The sequence below is a fragment of the Mesorhizobium sp. WSM4820 genome, from assembly GCF_055811075.1.
The window spans coordinates 43,850-61,492 of sequence record NZ_JBVVQN010000008.1 but is presented as its reverse complement, the minus strand read 5'-3'; the positions used below and the strand labels follow the sequence as shown (position 1 = coordinate 61,492).

General features: G+C 63.0%; 17 protein-coding genes and 1 riboswitch. Of the genes, 14 read left to right on the top strand and 3 right to left on the bottom strand.

The window, feature by feature from the left end:
* Window positions 1-36 precede the first annotated feature (36 nt).
* From AC0L2R_RS14745 to AC0L2R_RS14680, 14 genes are all read left to right on the top strand, one after another.
* A complete protein-coding gene (locus tag AC0L2R_RS14745) occupies window positions 37-1,599 on the top strand; it encodes a bifunctional aminoglycoside phosphotransferase/ATP-binding protein (RefSeq protein WP_473509834.1) in 1,563 nt (520 codons plus the stop codon).
* A 38-nt stretch (window positions 1,600-1,637) separates the two neighbouring features.
* Window positions 1,638-2,084, top strand: coding sequence for a thioredoxin TrxC (gene trxC / locus AC0L2R_RS14740; RefSeq protein WP_473509832.1), 447 nt, complete (start codon window positions 1,638-1,640; stop codon window positions 2,082-2,084).
* A 196-nt stretch (window positions 2,085-2,280) separates the two neighbouring features.
* Window positions 2,281-3,033, top strand: coding sequence for a FadR/GntR family transcriptional regulator (locus AC0L2R_RS14735; protein WP_473509830.1), 753 nt, complete (start codon window positions 2,281-2,283; stop codon window positions 3,031-3,033).
* A gap of 63 nt (window positions 3,034-3,096) precedes the next feature.
* Complete coding sequence (gene kdgD, locus AC0L2R_RS14730) at window positions 3,097-4,002, top strand: 5-dehydro-4-deoxyglucarate dehydratase (protein ID WP_473509828.1); 906 nt, start codon at window positions 3,097-3,099, stop codon at window positions 4,000-4,002.
* 104 nt (window positions 4,003-4,106) lie between these two features.
* Window positions 4,107-5,615 carry an ABC transporter substrate-binding protein gene (locus AC0L2R_RS14725; protein ID WP_473509827.1) on the top strand — a complete coding sequence of 503 codons (1,509 nt, stop codon included), beginning with the start codon at window positions 4,107-4,109 and terminating at the stop codon, window positions 5,613-5,615.
* An 81-nt stretch (window positions 5,616-5,696) separates the two neighbouring features.
* Entirely contained in the window at window positions 5,697-6,611 is a 915-nt protein-coding gene (locus tag AC0L2R_RS14720) for an ABC transporter permease (RefSeq protein WP_473509825.1), read from the top strand.
* Window positions 6,612-6,614: 3 nt separating this feature from the next.
* On the top strand, window positions 6,615-7,538 hold the full coding sequence (locus AC0L2R_RS14715) for an ABC transporter permease (RefSeq protein WP_473509824.1): 924 nt from the start codon (window positions 6,615-6,617) through the stop codon (window positions 7,536-7,538).
* A complete protein-coding gene (locus AC0L2R_RS14710; RefSeq protein WP_473509822.1) occupies window positions 7,535-9,175 on the top strand; it encodes an ABC transporter ATP-binding protein in 1,641 nt (546 codons plus the stop codon). The genes AC0L2R_RS14715 and AC0L2R_RS14710 overlap by 4 nt, the downstream gene beginning before the upstream one ends.
* Window positions 9,176-9,276: 101 nt before the next feature.
* Window positions 9,277-9,393, top strand: a riboswitch (TPP riboswitch).
* Window positions 9,394-9,494: 101 nt separating this feature from the next.
* Window positions 9,495-11,324, top strand: a complete 1,830-nt coding sequence (thiC, locus tag AC0L2R_RS14705; RefSeq protein ID WP_473509820.1) for a phosphomethylpyrimidine synthase ThiC — start codon at window positions 9,495-9,497, stop codon at window positions 11,322-11,324.
* Complete coding sequence (gene thiO, locus AC0L2R_RS14700; RefSeq protein ID WP_473509818.1) at window positions 11,321-12,322, top strand: glycine oxidase ThiO; 1,002 nt, start codon at window positions 11,321-11,323, stop codon at window positions 12,320-12,322. The genes thiC and thiO overlap by 4 nt, the downstream gene beginning before the upstream one ends.
* A complete protein-coding gene (gene thiS / locus AC0L2R_RS14695; RefSeq protein ID WP_023801373.1) occupies window positions 12,291-12,488 on the top strand; it encodes a sulfur carrier protein ThiS in 198 nt (65 codons plus the stop codon). The genes thiO and thiS overlap by 32 nt, the downstream gene beginning before the upstream one ends.
* A 4-nt stretch (window positions 12,489-12,492) precedes the next feature.
* Window positions 12,493-13,266: a thiazole synthase gene (locus AC0L2R_RS14690; RefSeq protein WP_473509816.1), complete on the top strand. Its 774-nt coding sequence runs from the start codon at window positions 12,493-12,495 to the stop codon at window positions 13,264-13,266.
* Window positions 13,263-13,868, top strand: coding sequence for a thiamine phosphate synthase (locus AC0L2R_RS14685; RefSeq protein ID WP_473509814.1), 606 nt, complete (start codon window positions 13,263-13,265; stop codon window positions 13,866-13,868). The genes AC0L2R_RS14690 and AC0L2R_RS14685 overlap by 4 nt, the downstream gene beginning before the upstream one ends.
* Complete coding sequence (locus tag AC0L2R_RS14680; protein ID WP_473509812.1) at window positions 13,859-14,623, top strand: hydroxymethylpyrimidine/phosphomethylpyrimidine kinase; 765 nt, start codon at window positions 13,859-13,861, stop codon at window positions 14,621-14,623. Before AC0L2R_RS14685 ends, AC0L2R_RS14680 begins: the two co-directional genes overlap by 10 nt.
* A gap of 116 nt (window positions 14,624-14,739) precedes the next feature.
* Here the strand turns inward: AC0L2R_RS14680 and AC0L2R_RS14675 are convergent, their stop codons facing one another.
* From AC0L2R_RS14675 to AC0L2R_RS14665, 3 genes are read right to left on the bottom strand one after another with little or no spacing between them, the layout of a single operon-like run.
* A complete protein-coding gene (locus AC0L2R_RS14675) occupies window positions 14,740-15,708 on the bottom strand; it encodes an ABC transporter ATP-binding protein (RefSeq protein WP_473509810.1) in 969 nt (322 codons plus the stop codon).
* Between the two features lie 2 nt (window positions 15,709-15,710).
* On the bottom strand, window positions 15,711-16,718 hold the full coding sequence (locus AC0L2R_RS14670; protein WP_473509809.1) for an ABC transporter ATP-binding protein: 1,008 nt from the start codon (window positions 16,716-16,718) through the stop codon (window positions 15,711-15,713).
* Between the two features lie 2 nt (window positions 16,719-16,720).
* Entirely contained in the window at window positions 16,721-17,638 is a 918-nt protein-coding gene (locus AC0L2R_RS14665; protein WP_473509807.1) for a dihydrodipicolinate synthase family protein, read from the bottom strand.
* Window positions 17,639-17,643: the final 5 nt, after the last annotated feature.

The window sequence follows — 17,643 nt, the reverse complement described above, 5'->3', positions numbered from 1 at the left end:
CTTCCACAGGTTGGATACAAAACAAAGAGGCATCCGATGATCGTCGAGGATCAGCAATCCGTGGCCGCGATGTTGACGGACCCTGCCGCATATGGCGAGAGCGGACCGGTCGAGACGATCGAGACCCATATCTCGCGTATCTTCCTGGTTGGCCAGCGCGCCTACAAGATCAAGCGAGCGGTCAAGCTGCCCTATGTCGACTTCTCGACCCCGGCGCTGCGGCTCGCCGCCTGCGAGAAGGAGGTCGATCTCAACTCCAGGACTGCCCCCGGCCTCTATCTGGGGGTGCGGCGCGTCACCCGCGAGGCCGGCGGCGAGCTGGCCTTCGACGGAAGCGGCAAACTGGTCGATGCGGCGATCGAGATGGTCCGCTTCGACCAGTCGAAGCTGCTCGACCGAATGGCAGTCGGTGGCGAACTGACGCCTGCGCTGATGACGGATGTCGCGCGCGTGATCGTGCGCTATCATCGTGGCGCGCCGGAGGTCCACAAGGGCAGCGGATCCTCGAACCTGGCAGGCGTGCTCGCCATCAACGAAGCCGCCTTTGCCACCAGCCATGTTTTCGAGCAAGCCGAGATAAAGGCATTCACCGGGATTTTTCGCACCGCCCTCGCCCGTCATTGCGAGTTGCTCGACCGGCGGGAGACGGCAGGCAAGATCCAACGATGCCACGGCGACCTGCATCTGCGCAACATCTGTCTCTTCGACGGCGAGCCCCGCCTCTTCGATTGCATCGAATTCAACGACCAGATCGCCAGCATCGATGTGCTTTACGACCTGGCTTTCCTGCTGATGGACCTCTGGCATCGCGGCTTTCCGGAACTCGCCAACCTGGTGACGAACCGCTATCTCGACGAAGCAGACGACGAGGACGGCTTCATCCTCCTGCCGTTTTTCATGGCAGTGCGGGCCGCGGTGCGCGCGCATGTCACCGCAACCCAGATCGAGGAAAGCGGTGACGATTCCAGCGGGCTGCTTGCCGAGGCCAGATCCTATTTCGAGCTTGCCCGAACACTTCTCGAGGAAAAGCCGCCTCGGCTGATCGCCATCGGCGGCTTGAGCGGTTCCGGCAAGACGGCCGTTGCCGAGGCACTCGCCGCACATGTTGGCGCGCCGCCCGGCGCACGCATTGTCGAAAGCGACCGCATCCGCAAAGCCCTGCATGGGGTGCCAGCCGAGACGAAGCTGCCGGACAGGGCTTATCGACCTGATGTGTCGGACCGCGTCTACCGCGAAATGGCATGGCGCGCCGACTTGATCCTTGCCGAAGGCGGTTCGGTGGTCGCCGATGCCGTCTTTGACCGGCCGGCCGATCGCGACCGCATCGAGAAAGCTGCAAACGGCAGAGACATTGCTTTCGCCGGATTTTGGCTGGAGGCGGATCCGCTCGTTCTTTGGCAGCGGGTGAGCGAGCGCAGTGGCGGTCCTTCTGACGCCACAGTCGATATCTTGTCGCGGCAATTGCAGCGAAAGGCTACCCCGTCCAACTGGCGCAAGGTCGACGCCGATCGAAAGCTCGCCGATATCGCCGCAGAATTGGCCAAGGTTTCGGACGCAGTCGCTTTTGCGCAGAATCCTCCACTCAAGACCGCATCGTGACGGCGACGAGCGGCGCGCATAAAGACGAGTAAATGGGAATGACGCAGGAGAAACTGGTGGTTTGCGGCAAATGCGGCGGGGTCAATCGCCTGCCGCCGGCACGCGATGCCGGGGACGCGAAATGCGGAAAGTGCGGCTCCAGGCTGTTCTCGGGTCACCCGGCAGACGTCGATGCACAGAGTTTCGATCGCCAGGTCACGCGAAGCAGCCTCCCCGTCGTCGTCGACATCTGGGCACCATGGTGCGGTCCGTGCAAGATGATGGCGCCGGCCTATGAAGCGGCAGCCAACGAACTGGAGCCGCATGTTCGACTGATCAAGCTCAATTCCGACAATGAGCAGGCCGTTGCAGCCAGGCTCGGCATCCGCGGCATCCCGACCATGATCATCTTCCACGGCGGACGGGAGGTTGCGCGCGCATCCGGCGCAATGACGGCGGGACAGATCGTCAGGTGGGTCCGCGATCACCTGCCGGCCGCAGCCTGAAAGCTGCTACTGCGTGGATTTCGCTGATCGCCGTGCCCAGCACGACGGGCGAACTGATGGCCGACACTGAGCACAGAAGCCATATGATGACATTAAGAAGTTCGAGACATCGAACGGCGAATTTTCATATGATGACCTCGCTTTTGGCCCGCACTGGGAGTATGGATCCTCAGATCCGGCAAAGTTGGGAGGACCCATGCAGCAGGCCGAACATCGAACGTCCCGGCGGTCGTTCGTCTCTCAGGTTGCCGACGCCCTGCGCGGCCAGATCGAAGCCGGCTTTTATGCGCCTGGCGATAAATTGCCGACAGAACCCGCGCTGATCGACCGGTTCGGGTTCAGCCGCACCGTGGTCCGGGAGGCCATCGCCGCGCTTCGTGCCGATGGGCTGGTGGAATCGCGGCAAGGCGCCGGCGTCTTCGTTCTCGGCCCGAAACCCGTCGACGAGGGATTGAAGCTGTTCACTGACGAAACGAACAAGATCTCGGACATCATCGAAGAGCTCGAGCTGCGCATCGGCATCGAAGTCGAGGCAGCCGGCCTTGCCGCCGCCCGCAGTTCGCCGGCGCAAGAGGCCGAAATCGAGGCCCAGGTCGAAAGGTTCGCCGACCTCATGGCGCAAGGGCAACCCACGGACGATGCCGACTTCCAGTTCCACATGGCGATTGCCGCCGCAACCAACAACGCCAGATTCAAGGCCTTCCTCGAACATGTCGGCCGGCGGATGATCCCGCGGGTGAAGTTCAAGACGATGATGGGCGGCGTCGACCCCTTGCCCAATCGCGACCATCCGATTCTGCAGGAGCACAGGGAAATCGCCGATGCGATCCTCGCCCGCGATCCGGAAAAGGCGCGTGAGGCGATGCGCCGCCATTTGGTGACCGGGATAAAGCGCTATCGCGCCCTGACCGTCCGGCGCCCGACAAATCAGCACAACGCCGGCGGTTGACTCGTCAGGACACTCATCATATGAATCTAGATGACATCATATTAATTTGTGGGATGAATTCCTTTGTCGCCAGATGAAATCAAGTCGCGGGTCGCTTCAGGGCTGCTGTCGTTTCCGGTCACGCATTTCAACGAGGATTTCAGCCTCAATCTCGAAAGCTATCGCGCGCATGTCGAATGGCTGTCGGGGTTCGGTGCCGCTGCCCTGTTCGCGGCCGGCGGCACCGGTGAATTCTTCTCGCTGTCGCCGGAAGAGGTCGCCGACGTTACCCGCGCGGCCAAGGATGCCTCGGGAGACGTGCCGATCATCGCCGGCTGCGGTTACGGCACGGCGCTCGCCACGGAAATCGCCCGCCGCGCCGAGGCTGCGGGAGCCGACGGTCTCCTGCTTCTGCCCCACTATCTGATGGAGGCCTCGCAAGAAGGGATTTTTCGGCATGTCAAAGCCGTGTGCCAGTCCACCGGCCTCGGCGTCATCATCTACAACCGTGCGAACTCGGTCGCCAATGCCGACACCGTCGCCCGCCTTGCTGACGCGTGCCCAAACCTCATCGGGTTCAAGGACGGCACAGGCAAGGTCGATCTTGTCCGCCACGTCACCGCAAAGCTCGGCGATCGGCTCTGCTACATCGGTGGCATGCCCACGCATGAGCTGTTCGCCGAGGGCTTCAACGGCGCCGGCGTGACGACTTATTCCTCCGCGGTCTTCAACTTCGTGCCGGAATTGGCCCAGCGCTTCTACAGGGCGATGCGGACAGGTGATCGCGCTGTGATGGAAGAAATCCTGCACAGCTTCTTCTTCCCCTTCGCGGCTTTGCGCGATCGCGAGCAAGGTTATCCGGTGTCGATCATCAAGGCCGGCGTCGAGCTCATCGGACGGACACCCGGCCCGCTTCGGCCGCCGCTGACGGATCTGAAGCCGCAGGAGAAAGACGTGCTGCGCGGACTGATCGAGAAGATCGCCGCCTAGCTGCCGCGAGATCGGCAAATTGTCGGCCGCACGGGATGAGGAGGATCGTCTCGTGCGCCAGCCAAAACGGAAGATCCCAAATGGAAGATCAAGGGAGGAGTGACATGAACAGAAGCATTCATGCGATTGCAGCTATCGTTTTGATGACCGCTGCCGCGCCATCGGCCGTCGCACAGGAAGCGGCGCAGGAGATCCGTATCGTCCTGCCGGAGCAGCCGGCCAATCTGGAGCCCTGCGGCACCATCATCACCAATGTCGGCCAGATACTCAGCCAAAACGTGGTTGAATCGTTGACCGTCATCGATCCGGTCAGCGGACAGCCCCAGCCGAAACTGGCGACGGAGTGGACCAGCGTGGACCCGACCACCTGGCGGATCAAGCTGCGCGAGGGCGTCAAATTCCAGGACGGAACCGAACTCAATGCGGATGCGGTCGTCTTCTCCATCAACAGGATGATCAGCGGCAAGCTTACCTGCAGCAACATTGCGAAATTCGGCGATGCCAAACTGACGCTGACGCCGGTCGACAAGCTGACCGTCGAAATAAAGTCGGACAGGCCCGAGCCCATCATGCCGACGCTGTTGAGCGTGGTCATGATCGTCTCGCCGAAGACGCCGGTCGACCAGGCGGTGAACGATCCGGTCGGCACCGGCCCGTTCACGCTGTCGACCTTTTCCCCGCAGACCGTGGTGCTGGACGCGTTCGACGGCTATTGGGGCAACAAACCGCAGATCACCAAGGCAACCTATGTCTGGCGACCCGAATCCTCGATTCGAGCCGCCATGGTGGAGACCGGCGAAGCCGACCTGACACCGTCGATTGCCATCCAGGACGCCAGCAATCCGGAGACGGATTTCGCCTACCTGAACTCCGAAACCACCGCCATCCGCATCGATGCCGCCGAGCCGCCGCTCGACGACCTGCGCGTGCGCAAGGCGCTCAACCTGGCGATCGACTGGGAAGGCCTTGCGCAGCTGTTCGGCGACGACGTCAAGCGTGCGTCGCAGATGGTCGTCTCCGGGATCAACGGCCATGACGATGCGCTCGAGCCTTGGTCGTATGATCCGGAAGAGGCGAAAAAGCTCATCGAAGAGGCGCGCGCGGCGGGTGTCGCGGTCGACACCGAGATCAAGCTCATCGGGCGAAACGGCATCTATCCGAACGGCGCCGAAGCGATGGAGGCGATGATGACGATGTGGCAGGACGCCGGCCTCAACGTCAAGCTTACCATGCTCGATGTCGCCGACTGGCTGCGCTATCTGCAAAAGCCGTTCCCGGCGGAGCGCGGCCCCAATCTCCTGCAGATGATGCATGACAACAACAAGGGCGATGCGGCCTTCACGGTGCCGATCTTCTATCGATCGAGTGGCAGCTACTCGACCTTGGCCGATCCGGCATTCGACAAGCAGATAGACGAGGCACTGGCGGCGACCGGCGAAGCCCGCACCAACAGCTTCAAGGCGATTTTCGGCAAGGCCCGCAACGAAGTGGTGGCGGACATCCCGATGTTCCACATGATCGGCTACACCCGGGTTGGCACCAGGCTGGAATGGAAGCCCGATATCACCACCAACAGCGAAATACCGCTGGCCAATATCGCCATCAAAGACTGAGCGATACGGGGGCGCCAGGCGGTCGTCGCCCTGCGCCCCCGACCCGTTGCCTCCGTCGATATCCGCCGAAGGGCATCCGAAATGATAAGCTATCTTGGACGCCGGGCGTCGCACAGCATCCTGTCGGTCATCGGTCTTTTGACCTTGGTTTTTTTCCTGACACGGCTCACCGGCGATCCTTCCGCCTTGTACCTGCCTCTGGACTCGACTGCGGAAGCTCGGGCCGCGTTCGCGCGGTTGAACGGCCTCGATCAGCCGATCCATTGGCAGTTTCTGGGATATCTGCGCGATCTGCTGCAGCTGGATTTCGGTGAATCGCTGCGCCAGAACCGCTCGGCGATGCAGGTCGCGCTTGAGGCGTTCCCGGAAACACTGAAGCTGGCCGTCGTCGCGATCACGCTGTCGACCGCCTTGGCAATCCTTGTCGGCTCGCTGGCGGCCGCGCGGCCGGGCAGCATCTTCGACCGTATCGCCAGCCTCGTCTCGCTGGCCGGCGCAAGCGCGCCGGATTTCTGGGTGGCCATCGTCGGCATCCTTGTCTTCGCCGTGGGGCTCGGGCTTTTGCCGACATCGGGCACCGGCACCTGGGTCCACTGGATCATGCCGACCTTCGTGCTGATGCTTCGCCCTTTCGGTCTCCTGGTGCAGGTCGTGCGCGGAACCATGCTGTCGGCGCTTGCCACTCCATACATCAAGACCGCAAGGGCCAAGGGCCTGCCGCGGCAGAAGATCATCTTCGGCCATGCGCTTCGCAACTCGCTGCTGCCCGTCGTCACGGTCGCCGGCGACCTGGCGACCAGCCTTGTCAACGGCGCCGTCGTCGTGGAGTCGATATTCGGCTGGCCCGGCATCGGCAAGCTGATGATCGATTCGATCATCCAGCGCGATTTTGCCGTCGTCCAGTCGACCATTCTGGTGACGGCAACCGCCATCTTCATCCTCAACATCGCGATCGACCTGCTCTACGCGGTTCTCGATCCGCGCATCCGGTACTGAGCCATGACGATCATCACCCCCGACATCAAGCCGGCGGCCGTTCCAGGCAGCGGTCGCGTGATTTTTGCCTATTTGAAGCGCGACAGGCTTGCGCTCGCCGCTGCTATTTTCCTGGCGATCGTCGTCATCGCAGCGGTCCTTGGCCCGTGGCTGGTGGGCGACGCCGCTTCGCGGCTGGGGCTGCGCCAGCGCAACCTCGCCCCGTTCTCGCTGGCCAGCGGTTGGATCTACGTCCTGGGCGCCGACACCCTCGGCCGGCCGATCCTGGCCAGGCTGATTGTCGGCGCGCAGAACACGTTCGGCATTGCCGCGGCGGCGGTGTTCGCGTCGATGCTGGTCGGTGGAACACTGGGCCTGTTAGCGGGCTATTCGGAGCGCTGGTACAGCCATCTCATCCTGCGCCTGGCCGATGTCGTCATGAGCTTTCCCTCGCTGCTGCTGGCGCTCATCGTGCTCTACACGCTGGGTCCGAGCATCACCAACCTGGTGATCGTTCTCGCCGTCACGCGCATGCCGATCTACCTCAGAACGGCGCGCGCGGAAGTGCTGGAGCTGCGCGAGCGCATGTTCGTCAGCGCCGCGCGAGCCATGGGCGCGAAGCCGGCCCGGATCATCATCCGGCACATCGCGCCCCTGGTCCTGCCGACATTGGTGACGATTTCAGCCATTGATTTCGCGACAGTCATTTTGTCGGAATCGGCGTTGAGTTTTCTTGGCCTCGGCATTCAGCCACCCGACTTCACCTGGGGCGCGATGGTGGCAAACGGCCGCGGCTATCTTGCCACCGCCTGGTGGATCGCATTCTGGCCGGGCCTTGCAATCATGCTGACGACGCTGTCGCTCAACATCCTCTCGAACTGGGCACGCACCGTTGCCGATCCGCAGCAACGCTGGCGCCTTCAGACATTGCGAAAAGCTGCCCGATGAGCAACGCGACCATTCTCAAGGTCGAGGGCCTGACCGTCGATTTTCTTTCGGATGATCGGCCGGTACGCGCCGTCGACGATGTCTCTTTCCACGTCAGCCGTGGCGAGACGCTGGTGATCCTCGGCGAAAGCGGTTCAGGAAAGAGCGTCAGCACCAGCACGGTGATGGATCTCGTCGACTGCCCGCCAGGCGATATCGTGGCCGGCTCCTGCTTCTTCGACGGCGTCGAACTGTCGGGCCTCGGCGCCGAGGCGCGCCGAAGCATCAACGGCCGCAGGATTGCGATGATCTTTCAGGATCCGCTCGCCTATTTGAACCCGGTCTACACGGTGGGGCGCCAAATCGAGGAGGTCTTTGAGAGCCACGGTGCGGCAGCCGGCAAGGGCGCACGCGCCAAGACGATAGAGCTGCTTCGGCGCGTCGGCATTCCGGAGTCGGAAAACCGCGTCGACTTCTATCCGCATCAGTTCTCGGGCGGACAACGCCAGCGCGTGATGATTGCCATGGCGATCGCGCTGAAACCGGACATCCTGATTGCCGATGAGCCGACGACCGCTCTGGACGTCAGCGTGCAAGCGCAGATCCTCGATCTGCTGCGCGATCTCCAGCGCGAAACCGGCATGGCGTTGATCATGATCACCCACGACCTCGAAGTCGCTGCGTCCATGGCGGACCGGATTATCGTCATGAACGGCGGCAAGGTCGTCGAGACGGGCATCGCCAAGGCGGTGTTCAGCAATCCGCAGCACGCCTATACGCGCCGCCTCATCGCCGCCCTGCCCCACGGCAACGCAGCGGAGGCGCCCAACAGGCGTTCGACGGCGATCGCCGGCGAAACGCTGCTCAAGGTGGAGCATCTCACCAAGCACTATGAGCTTGCTTCCGGAGCTTTTAGCAGCAAGCGGACGTTCAAGGCGGTGGACGACATAAGCTTCGAGGTCAGGAGAGGAGAAACGCTCGGCATCGTCGGCGAGTCCGGGTCGGGCAAATCGAGCGTCGCGCGTATGCTGTTGGGGCTGAACGCGCCAAGCGCCGGCAAGGCGGTCTTTGCCGGTGAGAACATCTTCGACATGAACGGCAAGGGCCTCATGGCGTTTCGGCGCAAGGTGCAAATGGTCTTCCAGGATCCGTACGGATCGATGAATCCGCGCATGCGCGTTTATTCGATCATTTCCGAACCCTGGGTGATCCACCGCGATATCCTGCCGAAGGACAGGTGGAAGGCTCGAGTGGCAGAGCTCCTGGAATTGGTGGGGCTGTTGCCGGAGCACGCCGAGCGCTACCCGCACCAGTTTTCCGGCGGCCAGCGGCAGCGCATCGCCATTGCGCGCGCGCTTGCCAGCGAGCCGGAACTGATCGTCTGCGACGAGGCGGTTTCGGCGCTCGACGTCTCTATCCAGGCGCAGGTGATCGATCTTCTGGCCGACCTTAGGACCAGGCTCAGCCTCTCCTATATTTTCATCACCCACGACCTGCCGATCGTGCGCCATTTCGCCGACCGGATCATGGTCATGAAAGACGGAAGGATTGTCGAGGAAGCCCAAACCGCGGCGCTGTTCGGGGCGCCTCGCCACGACTATACGCAAAGCCTGCTGCAGGCTGTGCCCAGGCCCAAATGGCTTACGCAGGCTCAATAGTTCCTGGATATCGGCCTCGATTGTCCGCGCGCGCCCAGCTAGCGTTGCCGACTGATGGGCCGAATGCGCTTGACAAAATGGCGATCGCCCGCTCAATTTGACCCATTCACCAGGGGGGTCCCGGCAAGGGGCTGAGATACTGCTGGCTTTCGCGGCGCAGTGACCCGTTGAACCTGATCCAGTTCATACTGGCGTAGGGACGGTGCAAGCGCTTTGCGGGAGTCCATGCCCGAAAACCTGTAAGCAGGCCAACCAGAGCGTCTTTTCATCCTTCCGGCACAGAACTGGGTCTCCAATGCATGAGCAAAGGAGCCTCAATATGAATGCCCTGACCCCAGCCGTCTCAACGGGACCGCTGCCTGCCTCACGGAAAATCCACAAGTCCGGCGTCCTCTATCCTCACATTAAGGTGCCGATGCGGGAAATCGCCGTCCATCCGACGGCGGGCGAACCGCCTGTCACCGTTTACGATCCGTCCGGCCCCTATACGGACCCGACTGTCGAAACCAGCATCGAAAAGGGCCTCGCCAGGTTTCGCCATGAATGGGTTACGGCACGCGGCGACGTCGAATTCCACAATGCCCGCAGTGTCAGGCCGGAGGACAACGGCTTTGCGTCAGGTGAGCGCCTGACGCCGGAATTTCCCGTGCGCCACCGGCCGCTAAAGGCAAAAACGGGCCAAGCGGTGACGCAGCTTGCCTATGCGCGCGCCGGGATCATCACCCCCGAAATGGAGTTCGTCGCCATTCGCGAAAATCTCGGCCGCGAGAGCTTACGCGGCGGGATGCAGCGCGACGGCAACTCTTTCAGCGCGGCGATCCCGGACTTCGTCACGCCGGAATTCGTGCGCGACGAGATAGCGCGCGGACGGGCTATCATTCCAGCCAACATCAACCACCCGGAGAGCGAGCCGATGATCATCGGCCGCAATTTCCTGGTCAAGATCAATGCCAATATCGGCAATTCAGCCGTCACCTCGTCGATGGCCGAAGAGGTCGAAAAAATGGTCTGGGCGATCCGCTGGGGAGCCGACACCGTCATGGACCTGTCGACCGGTCGCAACATCCACAACATCCGCGAATGGATCGTCCGCAATTCGCCGGTGCCGATCGGAACCGTGCCGCTCTACCAGGCGCTTGAGAAGGTCGGAGGGATCGCCGAGGACCTGACCTGGGAAATCTACCGCGATACGCTGATCGAACAGGCCGAACAGGGCGTCGACTATTTCACCATCCATGCCGGTGTGCGGCTGCACTACATCCCGCTGACGGTCGACCGGGTCACCGGCATCGTGTCGCGCGGCGGCTCCATCATGGCCAAGTGGTGCCTGCATCATCACCGCGAAAGCTTCCTCTACGAGCATTTCGGGGAAATCTGCGACATCTGCCGCGCTTACGACGTGTCGTTCTCGCTCGGCGACGGCCTTCGTCCCGGCTCGATCGCCGACGCCAACGACGCGGCGCAGTTCGCCGAACTGGAAACGCTCGGCGAGTTGACAAACATCGCCTGGGCCAAGGATTGCCAGGTCATGATCGAGGGGCCGGGCCATGTTCCGATGCACAAGATCAAGGAGAACATCGACAGGCAGCTCGAAGTCTGCGGCGAGGCGCCCTTCTACACGCTTGGGCCGCTGACCATCGACATCGCACCCGGCTACGACCACATCACCTCAGGCATCGGCGCGGCGATGATCGGCTGGTACGGCACGGCGATGCTCTGCTATGTCACGCCCAAGGAGCATCTCGGTCTCCCCGACCGCAACGACGTCAAAACGGGCGTCATCACCTACAAGATAGCCGCGCACGCCGCCGACCTCGCCAAGGGTCATCCGACGGCGAAGGTCAGGGATGACGCCCTTTCCCGCGCACGCTTCGAGTTTCGTTGGGAAGACCAGTTCAACCTGTCGCTCGACCCCGAAACCGCGCGCTCCTTCCACGACGAGACTTTGCCGAAGGAGGCGCACAAGCTGGCGCATTTCTGCTCGATGTGCGGGCCGAAATTCTGCTCGATGCGCATCTCCCACGATATTCGGGCCGAGGCACAGAAAGAGGGCATGGCGGCGATGGCCGCGAAGTACCGCGAGGGCGGCAATCTTTACATGCAAGTGGACGGCGAACCGCCCATGCCGAAGATGCCGGAGCCGTCATGAGGCTGCTGGTCAAAGGGGCCGGCGTCGCCGGCCTCACCGCCGCCTTCGAACTCGCCGCCCGCGGTGCTGCGGTAACCATTGCCGAGACCCGGCATGGCCTTGGCGGCAACGCATCATGGATGGCCGGCGGCATGCTGGCGCCCTGGTGCGAACGCGAAAGCGCCGAGCAGCCGGTGCTGGATCTCGGACGCGATGCCGCCGAGTGGTGGGATGCGGTCCTGCCGGGTCATGTCACGCGGGCCGGAACGCTCGTTCTGGCAATGCCGCGGGATGCGGGCGAACTCGACCGGTTTGCAAGCCGCACGTCGGGACATCGGCGGGTCGACGAAGACGAAATCGCGCTCCTGGAACCCGATCTCGCCGGCCGCTTCCGTCGCGGGCTGTTCTTCCCGGGCGAAGCCCATCTCGACCCACGCCGAGCAATGGCGGCGCTGCATGAAAAACTCGCCGCAAGCAGCGTCGAGTTCCGCTTCGGAATGGACGCCCTGCACATGACGGGATTCGACCGCGAGATCGACTGCATGGGAATGGCGTCCAGCGATGAAAGGCTTCGCGGCGTTCGCGGCGAGATGCTGATCCTGCGTACACCGGACATCTCGCTGTCGCGCCCGGTCAGGCTGCTGCACCCGCGTTTGCCGCTCTATCTGGCGCCGCGCGCCGACCACCATTTCATGGCGGGTGCAACGATGGTCGAGAGCCTGTCCACGGAGCCGGTCACGGTACGGGCGATGATGGAACTCCTGAACGCCGCCTATTCGGTTCATCCCGCCTTCGGCGAGGCCGCGATCGTTGAGACGGGCGTCGGCATTCGCCCGGCGTTTTCCGACAACCTGCCGCGCGTCGAAGCGCATGGCAGGACCGTCGCGATCAACGGGCTCTACCGCCATGGTTTCCTTCTGGCCCCCGCCATGGCGCGTCGGGCGGCCGACCTTGTTTTCGATTCTGACAAACCGGTGGAACTTGCTGATGAAACTGACGGTCAACGGCGAAGCGCATGAGATCACCGCCGCCACCCTGGCGGAGCTTCTCGCAGCACTTGACTACGAGGGCAACTGGCTTGCAACGGCCGTAAACAGCGACCTTGTGCACGCGACTGAGCGGGCGCTGTTCCAGCTGAAGGACGGCGACCGGATCGAAATCCTCTCACCCATGCAAGGAGGTTAGTAACGTGATCGAGCTTTACGGAACCAAGCTTCCGTCGCGCCTGCTTCTCGGCACCGCACAGTACCCCTCGCCCTCCATTCTTGCCGATGCGGTCAAGGCATCCTGCGCGTCCGCGGTGACCGTCTCATTGCGCCGCGAAATGGCCGGGGGCAAGGGTGGCGAGAAATTCTGGTCGCTTATCCAATCGCTGCGGCTGCATGTCCTGCCCAACACGGCTGGTTGTCACTCCGTCAAGGAAGCCGTCACGACCGCAAAGATGGCGCGCGAGGTCTTCGGCACGAACTGGATCAAGCTCGAGGTGACCGGCAATCATGATACGCTGCAGCCGGATGTCTTCGGCTTGGTCGAGGCCGCGCGGATCCTGTGCGAAGACGGTTTTGCAGTATTTCCTTATACGACGGACGATCTCGTCGTCGCCGAGCGATTGCTGGAAGCCGGATGCAGGGTGCTCATGCCCTGGTGCGCGCCGATCGGTTCTGCGCTTGGACCGGTAAATATCACCGCGCTCCGCTCGATGCGCGGCCATTTCCCGGATGTCCCGCTGATCGTGGATGCGGGCCTCGGCCGCCCATCTCACGCGGCTCTCGTGATGGAACTCGGCTTCGACGCGGTGCTCCTCAACACGGCAGTGGCCAAGGCCGCCGATCCGATCGGCATGGCGCGCGCGTTCGGCAAGGCGGTCGATGCCGGCCGTGAGGCCTATCGCTCCGGCCTGCTCGAGCCGCGCGACCTCGCCGTCCCATCGACGCCGACAATCGGCCGGGCAATCTTTCAATGAAACTCGATCCTTTTTATCTGATCGTCGATAGCGCCGCCTGGATTGAAAGGCTGGCGCCGCTCGGCGTCAGGCTGATGCAGCTTCGCGTCAAGAACCTCGACGAGGCTGCGTTGCGCGCCGAGATCCGCAAGGCGAAGGCTTTGTGCGCCCGATACAAATGCCAGCTCATCATCAATGACTTCTGGCGGCTGGCGATCGAGGAGGACTGCGATTTCATTCATCTCGGACAGGAAGATCTGCAAGCGGCGGACCTTACCCGGATCAGGGCTGCAGGTCTCCGTCTCGGCCTCAGCACGCACGACCATCTCGAACTCGAAACAGCCCTTGCCGCCAGACCGGACTATATCGCGCTCGGCCCTGTCTATCCGACCATCCTGAAACAGATGAAATGGGCGCCGCAGGGGCTCGAACGGCTTGGCGAATGGAAGCGCCGGATCGCGCCGACACCTCTGGTCGCGATTGGCGGCCTCAATCCCGACCGGATCGAGGGCGTCTTCGGTGCCGGTGCGGACAGCGCCGCGGTAGTGACCGACATCACATTGGATGCCGATCCGGATGCGCGAACGCGCCAGTGGATCGAAAAGACGAGCCGATGGCGTTGAGGCGCGAACCGCATGTGCTTGTCGTCGGCGGCTCGGACTCCAGCGGCGGCGCCGGCATAGCCCGCGACATTGAGACGATCTCCGCCCTCGACTTGCGCACCTGCCTTGCCGTTACCACCGTGACGGTGCAGACGCATGAAGCCGTCACGCAAATCCACAATTTGCAACCCGGTCTGGTGGCCGATCAGATGCGTGCCGCGCTGCAAGCCAATGCGGTCGGGGCGATCAAAATCGGCATGCTCGCGACGGAGCAAACCATCGTCGCCGTCGCGGATGTGCTGCGCCAAAACCCACAGATACCGGCAGTCATCGACCCGGTGCTGGTCTCTTCTTCGGGTTGGCCCCTTCTGGACACAGGCGCTATCGGCGTCCTGAAGCATGAACTCATCCCGCTTTGCCGTCTCGTCACACCCAACCTCATCGAACTGGCTGTCCTTGCCGGCTCAGACCTGGCCATCGACGAGGACGGCGCATTGCAACAAGGTCAGAAATTGCTCACCGCCGGATTGCAAGCCCTGCTGATCAAGGGCGGCCACGCCGCGGGGTGTCGATCGACGGACATCCTGCTGCGCGCCGATCAAGAGCCCATCCGCTTCGATGCGCCGCGTCTTGGCGGATCGATGCGCGGGACGGGCTGCGCGCTGGCCAGCGCCATCGCCGCGCACCTGGCAAACGGAAGCCTGCTTGAAGACGGCGTGCGCAAAAGCAAGCTGTTGGTTTTCGAGAAGTTTCGGAAATCGATCTCTCGGGATTGAGGCGGTTGAGCTTGGCGGGGGCTTTTCTGGGCAGCAAGCTGGCGGCCGGTTCTTCGCCTTCCTTCGGAGAGTCTCTCAGACAGCACGCGAAGTAAATCGCCTTGTCGGGTCTTGTCTCAAGCGATGTCGTCGCGAATGCAGGCCTTCAAATGGCCATCGGACGTTGTTGCCCGTAATGGCGGGACGATGCCGGCGCAAGCGTCGAGGGCAACCGGGCAGCGGGTTCGGAAAACACACCCGGTCGGCGGATTTGCCGGGCTTGGAATGTCGCCCTTCAGCACCTGCCGGCCTTGCCTGGCCAGCGGGTCGAGCGACGGAATGGCCGAGAGCAGCGCGCGCGTATAGGGATGCTGCGGCCGGGCATAGAGCGCGGCAGCGGGCGCGACTTCCATGATGCGGCCGAGGTAGAGAACGATCACCGTGTCGCAGATATATTCGACGACGGCCAGGTCATGCGAAATGAACAGCATGGTCAGGCCGAGCCGGACCTGCAGGTCGCGCAAAAGATTGATGATCTGCGCCTGAATGGAGACATCGAGGGCAGAGACCGGCTCGTCGGCGACGATGAATTCGGGTTCGAGCGTAAGCGCCCGGGCGATGCCGATGCGCTGGCGCTGCCCGCCCGAAAATTCGTGGGCGTAGCGATCATAGGCATCGGCCGGCAGTTCGACCGCAGCAAGCGCCTTCTCAGCCTTCTCCCGCCGCTCGCGCCTGCTGCCGATGCCCTGAATATCGAGGCCTTCGGTCAGGATCTGACCGATGGTCATGCGCGGCGACAGGCTGGCGAACGGATCCTGGAAAATATACTGCATCTTGCGGCGCTGGCGAGCCAGAGGCCCGGCGCTCAGCTTGGTGATATCGACGCCGTCAAACCTTATTTCGCCGGATGTCGGCTCGATGAGACGCAGCACCGAGCGGCCGATCGTGGTCTTGCCCGACCCAGATTCGCCGACGAGGCCGACCACTTGGCCGCGCGCGATGTCGAAGGAAATATCGTCCAGCGCCCTGACGACAGGACCGCGCGAGAACGCCGTCGGCGCAAAATGCTTCGTCAGGTTCCTGACTGAAAGGAAGGGAGCGTCCACTGTCAGAGATCCTCCCAGCGCAAACAGCGGCTTTGCTGGGTCGACGTCGCCGCGAACAATGGCGGTACAGCAGTGCGGCAGGCATCGACAGCCAGGGCGCAACGCGGCGCGAACGAGCAACCCTTGGGCAGCAAGGCAAGCGATGGAACATTGCCGGCGATGGTCGGCAGCGGCGTTCCTGCTGCCTTCAGCGTAGTGGCCTGGCCAAGCCGCGGCACCGAACGCATCAGCCCGGCGGTGTAGGGATGACGCGGACGGTTGAACACCTCGCTCACCGGACCCGATTCCACGATGCGCCCGGCATACATCACCGCGACCCGGTCGGCGATTTCGGCAACGACGCCGAGATTGTGCGTGACGAACAGAATGCCCATGCCGCGTTGCGCCTGCAGCGCGGCCAGCAGGTCGAGAATCTGGGCCTGGATGGTGACGTCGAGGGCGGTCGTCGGCTCGTCGGCGATCAACAAGGTCGGATCGCACGACAAGGCCATGGCGATGGTGGCGCGCTGGCGCATCCCTCCCGACAGCTCATGCGGGTATTGCCGCGCCCGCCGATCAGGGTCGGGAATGCCGACCTGAGCCAGCAGCCGCACGGCATCAGTGGCCGCATCACGGTGCGATCTGCCGAGATGGATGCGGATCGGCTCGGCGATCTGTTCGCCGATGCTGTAGACCGGATTGAGGCTGGTCATCGGCTCCTGGAACACCATGCCGATGTCGTTGCCGCGCACCTTGCGCAGCGACTCGGGATCGAGGCCGATCAGTTCGGTGACCGTGCCGTCCCTGCGCCGCAGCGCGATCGAGCCCTCGGCAATGCGTCCGACCTTCTTTGGCAGCAGGCCGATGATCGACAGGCTGGTGACCGACTTGCCCGATCCCGACTCGCCGACCAGCGCAACCGTCTCGCCCGAACCTATCACCAGGTCGACGTCCTGCACGGCGGCGATGTCGCGTCCGGCGATACGGAACACCGCTCGCAGACCGGAAATCGAGAGGATCGGAGCGTCCACGGTCAGCGCAGCAAGCCGACGTCGCGAAGGATGATGTCGACCTTTGCGGCTTCCTCGTCGTTCAGGCTGCGTTGCGGCCGCGCCATGGTGTTGGAGGCGATGATGCCGAGGCTCCTCATCGCGGTCTTGAAGGCACCGACGCCGGCCGAGCCGGCGCTCGTCCTGCCGAGCGAGATCCAGACGATCTCGAACAGCTTCAACAGCCGCTCCTGCTCCAGGCGGGCCTCGGCGTGCTGACCCGCCTGCATCAGGTTCCACAGCCTGACGTAGCCGTGCGGGTCGACATTGGCGAGGCCCGGCACGACCCCATGCGCGCCCATGGCAAGCACGCTGTCGACCAGGATCTCGGACCCGGTCATGCCGAAAAAATTCGGGTCGTTGGCCATGTCCTTGAGCACATAACGCAGATTGCCGTCGTCACCGCTGGAATCCTTGATGCCGGCGATAACGCCCTCGCTGGCAAGGCCGACGGTGGTCTGGCGCTCCAGCTTAACATGGACGCAGACCGGGATGTCGTAGGCGATGATCGGGATGTCGACTGCGTCCTTGATGTAGCGGAAGTGATCGCCGATCTCGGGCTGGCTGGTGCGGGCATAGAACGGCGCGGTGACCACGACGGCGTCAGCGCCGGCCGATCTGGCTGTCAGGACGTGGTTGATGACGCGATCGGTTGTCGGGTCGATGACCCCGGCGAAGATCGGAACGCGGCCATTGTTGACCTTGACCGCGTGCTCGATGATGGCCCGGCGGCCGGCCTCGTCATGGAAGACCACCTCGCTGGTCGAGCCGAGCACGAACAGGCCGTGAACGCCGCCGTCGAGCAGGTTTTCGATGGTCCGCGTGAACGACGCAAAATCGACACTGAGATCGGAATGGAGTGGGGTGACGACGGGTGGCACGACACCGGTAAACAGGGGCATTTTTT

Excerpts from the sequence above, each read along its gene's own strand:
- AC0L2R_RS14715 (WP_473509824.1), top strand. The coding sequence starts at position 6,615 with ATGACGATCATCACCCCCGACATCAAGCCGGCGGCCGTTCCAGGCAGC.
- thiS (WP_023801373.1), top strand. The coding sequence starts at position 12,291 with ATGAAACTGACGGTCAACGGCGAAGCGCATGAGATCACCGCCGCCACC.
- AC0L2R_RS14720 (WP_473509825.1), top strand. The coding sequence starts at position 5,697 with ATGATAAGCTATCTTGGACGCCGGGCGTCGCACAGCATCCTGTCGGTC.
- trxC (WP_473509832.1), top strand. The coding sequence starts at position 1,638 with ATGACGCAGGAGAAACTGGTGGTTTGCGGCAAATGCGGCGGGGTCAAT.
- AC0L2R_RS14680 (WP_473509812.1), top strand. The coding sequence starts at position 13,859 with ATGGCGTTGAGGCGCGAACCGCATGTGCTTGTCGTCGGCGGCTCGGAC.
- AC0L2R_RS14745 (WP_473509834.1), top strand. The coding sequence starts at position 37 with ATGATCGTCGAGGATCAGCAATCCGTGGCCGCGATGTTGACGGACCCT.
- AC0L2R_RS14725 (WP_473509827.1), top strand. The coding sequence starts at position 4,107 with ATGAACAGAAGCATTCATGCGATTGCAGCTATCGTTTTGATGACCGCT.
- AC0L2R_RS14735 (WP_473509830.1), top strand. The coding sequence starts at position 2,281 with ATGCAGCAGGCCGAACATCGAACGTCCCGGCGGTCGTTCGTCTCTCAG.
- thiC (WP_473509820.1), top strand. The coding sequence starts at position 9,495 with ATGAATGCCCTGACCCCAGCCGTCTCAACGGGACCGCTGCCTGCCTCA.
- AC0L2R_RS14710 (WP_473509822.1), top strand. The coding sequence starts at position 7,535 with ATGAGCAACGCGACCATTCTCAAGGTCGAGGGCCTGACCGTCGATTTT.
- AC0L2R_RS14665 (WP_473509807.1), bottom strand. The coding sequence starts at position 17,638 with ATGCCCCTGTTTACCGGTGTCGTGCCACCCGTCGTCACCCCACTCCAT.
- AC0L2R_RS14685 (WP_473509814.1), top strand. The coding sequence starts at position 13,263 with ATGAAACTCGATCCTTTTTATCTGATCGTCGATAGCGCCGCCTGGATT.
- thiO (WP_473509818.1), top strand. The coding sequence starts at position 11,321 with ATGAGGCTGCTGGTCAAAGGGGCCGGCGTCGCCGGCCTCACCGCCGCC.